The organism is Pseudovibrio exalbescens (assembly GCF_028737195.1).
Classification (GTDB): Bacteria; Pseudomonadota; Alphaproteobacteria; order Rhizobiales; family Stappiaceae; genus Pseudovibrio; species Pseudovibrio zosterae.
Genome location: NZ_JAQZAJ010000009.1, coordinates 62267 through 69636 on the forward strand (window position 1 = coordinate 62267; position 7370 = coordinate 69636).

The following is a 7370-nucleotide window of genomic DNA, read 5'->3' on the forward strand; positions in this document are numbered from 1 at the left end:
TCATGCTTTGGTGGGTGCAGTAGGTTTCTGCCCTACCGGGTGATGTACTTGCAAGGCATCGAGGGCAAAATGTCACTGCGACTCCGAATTTTTACAGCTGCAAACGCCGTTTTCATCGTCGGCTTTATTGCACTGATTACTGTAGTCACCATGCTGATGGGTCAGAACGCAAACGAGACAGGCGAAGAGCTTCTCGTTGAAAACACTGCGGTTATGTCCCTTCAGGCAACGGAAGAACTCGACAAGGTACACGGGGCTGCCATCAGCTTTGCGGACGTTTTCGAGAACCAGCTAAAGTTCACGGATGTTACACGTGATGAGATCGCTGAGATCGCCCGTGGTTTGCTTTCCAGCAACCCAAGCTTGACCGGCGTCTCCGTAATCTTTGAACCCAATGCACTCGGCAACGATGCAGACTTCAAAAACAAGAGTTATTCCAACGAGTTGGGCCAATTTGAGCCGTACTTCTTCCGTAACGACGGTCAAATCGACTGGCGCCTTGCTGGCATGCTCAACGACCCGGGCAGCTGGTACACACCCGCCATCACCGAGCGGTCAGACTTCGTGACAGCGCCTTACAGCTTTGATGTTGCAGGAGAAACTGTGCTCGCGGTATCCGCTACCGTACCAATGTTCAACGCCAAGGGCCAAGCAATTGGCGGCGTCGTGGGCGACGTGTTCTTGAATGACCTTCTGGAAAAGGTGGAAAGCAACCGCCGTTTTGAAACGGGCTATGTTGGCATTGTCAGCAGCAGCTCTACCTGGGCGGTTTATAGCGACCCTGAGCAGTTGACCAAAGCCGTACCGGATGACCTTAAGTCATTGATTGAAAGAACAAATGACAGCGTACGCGTGTTCGAGGTCGAGGGACAGCAGGTAGCGATCCGCCCCTTCAAAATCCGCGGCACCAACCAAACCTGGTACGCGGTCGTGGCTGTTGAAGAAGCTGAACTACTGGCTTCAGCAAACAGCACCCGTAACTCGGCCATCATTACCGCGCTGCTCTGCCTCGTTATGGGCACGGGCATCATGTGGTTGGTGGGGACATCCATCGCTAAGCCGGTGATGAGAACCACGGAACGCATGAATGCGCTGACGGAGGGCGACACCGACACGCCTGTCCAGTACACTGAGCGCTCTGACGAAATTGGCCAGATGGCTCAAGCACTTAAGGTGTTCGTTGCCAACGCGATCGAACGCAAGCAGCTGCAAACGGAATCTGAGCAGGAGCAAGAAGCACGCCTCCAGCGCCAGAAACTGATTGATCAGCTGATCAGCGACTTCGATGCAAGCATTCAAGAGAGCCTGCGCACTGTTTCTTCAAACTCCGTCGATCTGGAAGAAACCGCAAAGGTGTTGGCGGGTATTGCGGAAAGCACCACCTCCCGCTCGACCACAGCAGCCGCCTCAGCGGAGGAGGCCTCCTCCAATGTGCAGACGGTCGCCTCAGCTGCAGAAGAACTTGCTGCATCCATTGAGGAAATCAGCCGTCAGGTTGGCCACACACAGGGTGTTGTCACCAATGCAACCGCGACCACCAAGAACACCAACGAGAAGGTTGAGAGTCTTGATGCCGCGGCGCAGCGCATCGGCGAGGTGGTAACCCTGATTCAGGCCATTGCCGAACAAACCAACCTTCTCGCGCTTAACGCGACCATCGAAGCCGCTCGCGCGGGTGAGGCAGGCAAGGGCTTTGCCGTGGTGGCCGCCGAAGTGAAAGAGCTGGCAAATCAAACCTCTAAGGCAACCGAAGAGATCTCCAGCCAAATCGTTGGCATTCAGAACTCATCGCGAGAAGCCGTGGAGGCGATTGGAGCTATCTCCAAGACAATGGGCGACGTCAATGACATCACCCAGACGATTGCGGCCGCAGTTGAGCAACAGGGCGCAGCTACGACGGAAATCAGTGAAAACGTTCAGCAGGCCGCAGCTGGAACAAGAGACGTTGCAGAGAACATGTCCGGCGTGACAGCCTCAGCTACGGAGACGAGCGCCACAGCTTCCCAGGTGCTGTCAGCTTCTGAGACATTGAAAGCTCAAGCCGACAATCTGCAGGATAACATTGCCACTTTCCTGCAGAGCGTTCGCAACGCCTAGACCCAAATCACCCCGCTCGAAAAATGCCGGCGCATCACAAATGCGCCGGCATTTTTATATGCAGCAACAAAACGGACCTAATTGTCAAAAAATATTCATCAAATTGTTTTGAGGCCTCGAAACCCGCCGCCGCCTGCAACCAAAAGATGCTCTCAAGAGCAGCTTACCCGCGACAGAAAACAGCCGCAATCGCGCCAATTCGAATAACTCTCTAATAATACAAGATATTTTCTGGCAACAATATTTCTAAAGACCTTTTCCAACCCCTCCTTGCGCCAGTACGCATTGAGAGTCCGGATTAAAAAATACCGGTTTCATTACAGTTAAGTAGAGCGGACAACACGAAAACCCGAAGTCAGCCCCGGCAGCCGATAGCTGAATTAAGTTCAGATTAATTCTTGTCACATAAGCAATTTTAGTCAGTCAATTTCAGAGATCTGGTACGGGGCACCATGTCACTACGTCTTCGCATTTTTACCGCGTCAACGGCGGTAACCGTTGTGGGCTTTGCCGCCCTCATCATCGTTATTACGATGCTGCTATCAACCATGGCTCATCATGAGGGTGAGAAGATCTTGCTTGAGGACTCTGAGGTCCAGGCAATTCGAGCCAATCAGGAAGTTGGCGTAGCACTTCAGGCAGCGGGCAACCTGTCTGATGCCTATGAAAAGATTCTCCTTTACTCAGACGTTACCCGTGAAGCTCTTGGTAATGTTACCCGCGACTTCCTTGCGGAAAACGACGGCCTGTCGGGTGTAACGCCTGTGTTCCAGCCGGATGTTGTCGGCAAAGACAGCGACCACCGCGGAGACGGTTACTCTAACCACAATGGTCAGTTCAATCCCTACTTTTACCGCAATGGCGGGGCCGTAGAGTGGCGCCACGCGAAGATGGAAAATGGCGCTGCGGACAACTGGTATTACGCCGCCGTCAACGCGCGTCAAGACATCATTACAGCGCCTTACACCTTTGAGGTTGCTGGTGAAACCGTGTTGGCGGTCTCTGTAACCACACCGATGTACAATCCTCAGAATGCGGCCATCGGGGCAATCACCATTGATGTGTTCCTCAATGATCTCTCCCAAATGATCAAGGATAGCCGCAAGTTCGAAACAGGCTACGTGGGGCTCGTCGACAAGACAGGCCTTTGGGTCGCCAACACGGACACCAGCGTTCTCGGGCAAGAGATTGATGCAGATACAAAGTCATTGATTTCCGGTGTGACCTCTCAGCCCAAGATCATTGAGCACAATGGACAAAAGGTGGTGGTACGCCCCTTCCAGGTGGCCGAAACCAACGGCGCTTGGTACGCCATCATTGCCGTGGATGAAGCGGAGCTGCTGGCTGTTGCCAACGAGACCCGCAACACTGCAATCTTCACCGCCTTGCTTTGCATTGCTATCGGTATTGCCATTATGTGGTTTATCGGCAGCTCCATCGCAAAACCAGTTATGCACCTGACCAAGCGCATGCATGGGCTGACTGAAGGCGATGTCGACACAGAGGTAGACTATACCGAACGCAAGGATGAAATTGGCCAAATGGCTCAGGCCCTTGAGGTCTTTGTCGAAAATGCTGTTGAACGGAAGAAGCTGCAAAGTGAATCCGAACAAGAGCAGGAAGCACGCCAGGCCCGTCAGAAGTACATCGACCAGCTGATTGCGGAATTCGATGCCAACATTCAGGAGAGCCTGCAAACGGTCGGCACCACCTCCATGGATATGGAGCAAACGGCCCGCGTCCTGACCGGCATTTCCGAAGACACCACAGCGCGGGCAACAACCGCAGCTGCATCCTCGGAAGAGGCTTCGACAAACGTTCAGACAGTTGCCTCTGCAGCAGAAGAACTGGCGGCCTCGATCGAAGAAATCAGCCGTCAGGTTGGTCAGACCCAAGGCGTGGTCGCAAATGCCACAGCCACAACGCAAGACACAAACCACAAGGTTTCCAGCCTTGATTCTGCTGCCCAACGCATTGGTGAGGTGGTCAACCTGATCCAGGCAATCGCCGAACAGACCAACCTCTTGGCGCTCAATGCCACCATTGAGGCAGCGCGCGCTGGCGAAGCTGGCAAAGGATTTGCTGTTGTTGCCGCTGAGGTGAAAGAACTTGCAAATCAGACTTCCAAGGCAACCGAGGAGATTTCAAGCCAGATTGTTGGCATCCAGAACTCTTCAAAAGAAGCGGTGGAAGCGATCAGCGCCATTTCCCGGACAATGAGCGATGTGAACGAGATCACGCAGACCATCGCTGCGGCAGTAGAGCAACAAGGTTCGGCCACCACAGAGATCAGCGAGAATGTTCAACAGGCGGCAACAGGCACGCGTGATGTCGCAGAGAACATGACTAGCGTCACATCCTCAGCCAGCGAAACCAGCCAAACGGCAGGGAATGTTCTCTCCGCATCACAGGTGGTGAAAGCTCAGGCTGAAGACCTTGGCCAACAGATTGCGACCTTCTTGCAAAAGGTGCGCGCGGCTTGATCTGATTTTGGTTCCCCTGCAAGCGGCGCGTCAAAAATTGGCGCGCCGTTTTTGCGTCAGGCTTAGTCCCATTTGCCCTCATAATTCTTGACGGCAAGCATGCCAAGAAGCACGACAAGCCCCACGCGGGCTACACCGCTGAAGTCCATGATGTTCGTGGCGACAAGGCTCAGGGCAACAGCAAGACCCAGCCAGATAAACAGATTTCCATGCATTCCCACCTCCCAATTCAACAAGCACCCCAAGCGCCTTTGAAAGCTGGTATATCTGCAGCTTACGATTGTAATGAGCCGCCTAATATTAGGGGAAACACGCATCCGCAACGGCCACAACCAGATGACAAGCGAGCTGGAATACAGCCACTCACCCCGCTGGGTGGCTGAGCCAATCGCGATTTTCTTCTACCAACGCAGCCAGAAAATCAGCTGTCACGCGCACCCGCGGCGTCTGCGTGAGGTCAGAATGAATAACGAGGTAAATTGGCTGCGATACGCTGATATCTGGTTCAACGCAAACAAGGCCAGCACCGTGAGCTAAAAAGTGCGGCAGGACCGCAAGGCCAAGCCCGGCCCGCGCAGCGGCGATGTGTGACGCCAAAGAGGAAGCCAACAAGCGTGGCTCGGCTTCAAAATACCGCTCGGCCCACTCCGCAGCCGGCAAGTCGGAATAGGCCTCTCCCCAAGAGATCCAAGGCATTTCTGTGAGAGGCTGCGCGCTTTTCCTCTCCAATACCTGATTGGCAAAAGCGCCGCCCGCATAAAGCCCAAAACCAAGCGCCCCTAACCGCCGCAGCGTTATGTTTCCTCGGGTTGGTTTTACGAGACGAAGCGCCAGATCAGCGTCGCGGCGATGTAAGTTAGCGGTTCGTATATCGGTCACGATGTCGAGTGTGACACTTGGATATTGTGACGCAAACTGCGAGAGCCTTGGTATTATGAGATGGCTTGCAAAGTTTTCCGCTGTTGCAAGGCGCACTCGCCCCCTGACCTGCGCCTGGTGTTGAGCCCCCTCCTGAAACGCCTGGGCTGCACCTTCCAGCATCTCAGCTTTTTCAAGCAGTTCTTCGCCATCACTCGTCAACGAATAGCCGGTCTGATGGCGCTGAAACAATTTGACCCCGAGCGCCCCCTCAAGCCGATCCAACCGACGGGACAGCGTTGCAATGCCAAGGCCCATGTGTTGCGCAGCAGAGCTCAGCTGCCCTTTTCGAGCAACCGCCAGAAAAGCCTTTGCATCATCCCAAACCAGCATCAGGCCCCTCATTTTTGAAAAATAGGTTTTCAACTCAGCATCTGTTTTTCAAAACACACTTATGCCAGCAATGGGAGAAACGAAAGAGGAAAATCAATGAAAACACGTCTCTTGGCAAACGGATTGGAAGTCTCATCCATGGGCCTCGGCTGCATGGGTATGAGTGAATTTTACGGCCAACGCAACGACAAGGAATCTCTAGAGGTTCTCGCCAGAGCGGTAGACCTTGGCATTACCTTGTTTGATAGCGCTGACATGTACGGCCCTCACCACAATGAGGAATTACTGGGCTCCTTCTTAAGAGCAACAACGGCGCCAGTGAAGATCGCCAGCAAATTTGGCATCAACAGAAAGCCCGGCCAGTACGCAAGAAGCATCGACAACACACCTGAATATGCCACGCCAGTGCCTTGAAGGCTCGCTGCAACGGCTAGGCGTCGATCACATTGATCTCTATTACATCCACCGCGTAAACCCCGATCACCCAATCGAAGAAACGGTTGGCGAAATGTCCCAGATGATCGAAGAGGGTAAGATCAGCCATATCGGCCTATGCGAAGTGAACGCATCGACTATACGCCGGGCCCATGCAGTCCATCCCATAACCGCCATCCAAACCGAGTACTCCATATGGACACGCGACGTGGAAGAAGAAATCCTTCCCACCTGCGAAGAACTTGGTATTGGGTTTGTGCCCTATTCGCCGCTGGGACGAGGCTACTTGACGGGCACAGTCACCAATACGCAGCAATTTGACAGCGGCGACTTCCGCGCGGGCCTCCCCAGGTTTTCCGAGGAAGCACTAAGCCACAACCAGAAAATCCGTGACTTGGTAATCGCTAGCGCAGATCAAGTGAACTGCAGCCCTGCCCAATTCTGCATTGCCTGGCTGCTTGCCAAGGGAGAACATATCGTTCCTATCCCGGGCACGAAGCGCCAAAAATACCTTGAAGAGAATGCCGCTGCAGCTGACGTAACCCTTAGCCCCAGAGATATGCAGAGTTTTGATGCCAAATTGGCCTCACTGAAGGTTTATGGCGATCGCTATACCGAAGAAGGTATGAAAGGCGTAAACGCCTAAGCCCGGATGGAATTACAAGAACCACAGGCCCCGTGTGATGCGGGGCCCTTTTGCCTTTTGTGGCAGCCGAGGTCAATTCGCGACCCGCATACGCACTGTAGCAGACGCATCTGTGAACCTGGCCCTAGAACGACAAAACCCGCCAACTCGGTGAGTTAGCGGGTTAATCTTTGGTTGCGGGGGTAGGATTTGAACCTACGACCTTCAGGTTATGAGCCTGACGAGCTACCGGGCTGCTCCACCCCGCGATAAACTTGTGTTTTGGGCTTATGTCGTGCCCGGCCGGACGTTGGCGTTGCCCGGTCTTTTTTTGGTTTGCCCGTCCTCAGGCAATTGGCCTTGCGGGCGATGCGGCGCTGCTCCACCCCGCGATAAACTTTTAGTTTCGTGTAAGAAGCGACACGAAAAGGCCCGTGGTTGGGCCTTGTTATGTGTTCAAGCTGATTGGCTTGGACAGT

The 7370-nt window shown here is 53.9% G+C and carries 4 protein-coding genes, 1 tRNA gene and 1 pseudogene; 3 read left to right on the forward strand and 3 right to left on the reverse strand.

Annotation, left to right across the window (positions count from 1 at the left end; translation table 11 throughout):
• Positions 1–69 precede the first annotated feature (69 nt).
• Complete coding sequence (locus PUV47_RS19230) at positions 70–2097, forward strand: methyl-accepting chemotaxis protein (protein ID WP_274220227.1); 2028 nt, start codon at positions 70–72, stop codon at positions 2095–2097.
• A gap of 452 nt (positions 2098–2549) precedes the next feature.
• Positions 2550–4580, forward strand: coding sequence for a methyl-accepting chemotaxis protein (locus PUV47_RS19235; protein WP_274220228.1), 2031 nt, complete (start codon positions 2550–2552; stop codon positions 4578–4580).
• A gap of 62 nt (positions 4581–4642) precedes the next feature.
• Here the strand turns inward: PUV47_RS19235 and PUV47_RS19240 are convergent, their stop codons facing one another.
• Entirely contained in the window at positions 4643–4795 is a 153-nt protein-coding gene (locus PUV47_RS19240; RefSeq protein WP_274220229.1) for a hypothetical protein, read from the reverse strand.
• Positions 4796–4943: 148 nt separating this feature from the next.
• Positions 4944–5831: a LysR family transcriptional regulator gene (locus tag PUV47_RS19245; RefSeq protein WP_274220230.1), complete on the reverse strand. Its 888-nt coding sequence runs from the start codon at positions 5829–5831 to the stop codon at positions 4944–4946.
• A 96-nt stretch (positions 5832–5927) separates the two neighbouring features.
• Between PUV47_RS19245 and PUV47_RS19250 the strand changes: the two are divergent.
• Positions 5928–6912: pseudogene (locus tag PUV47_RS19250) on the forward strand (aldo/keto reductase).
• A 171-nt stretch (positions 6913–7083) separates the two neighbouring features.
• On the opposite strand, the gene PUV47_RS19255 reads toward PUV47_RS19250, so the two are convergent.
• A tRNA-Met gene (locus PUV47_RS19255) sits at positions 7084–7160 on the reverse strand.
• Positions 7161–7370 lie beyond the last annotated feature (210 nt).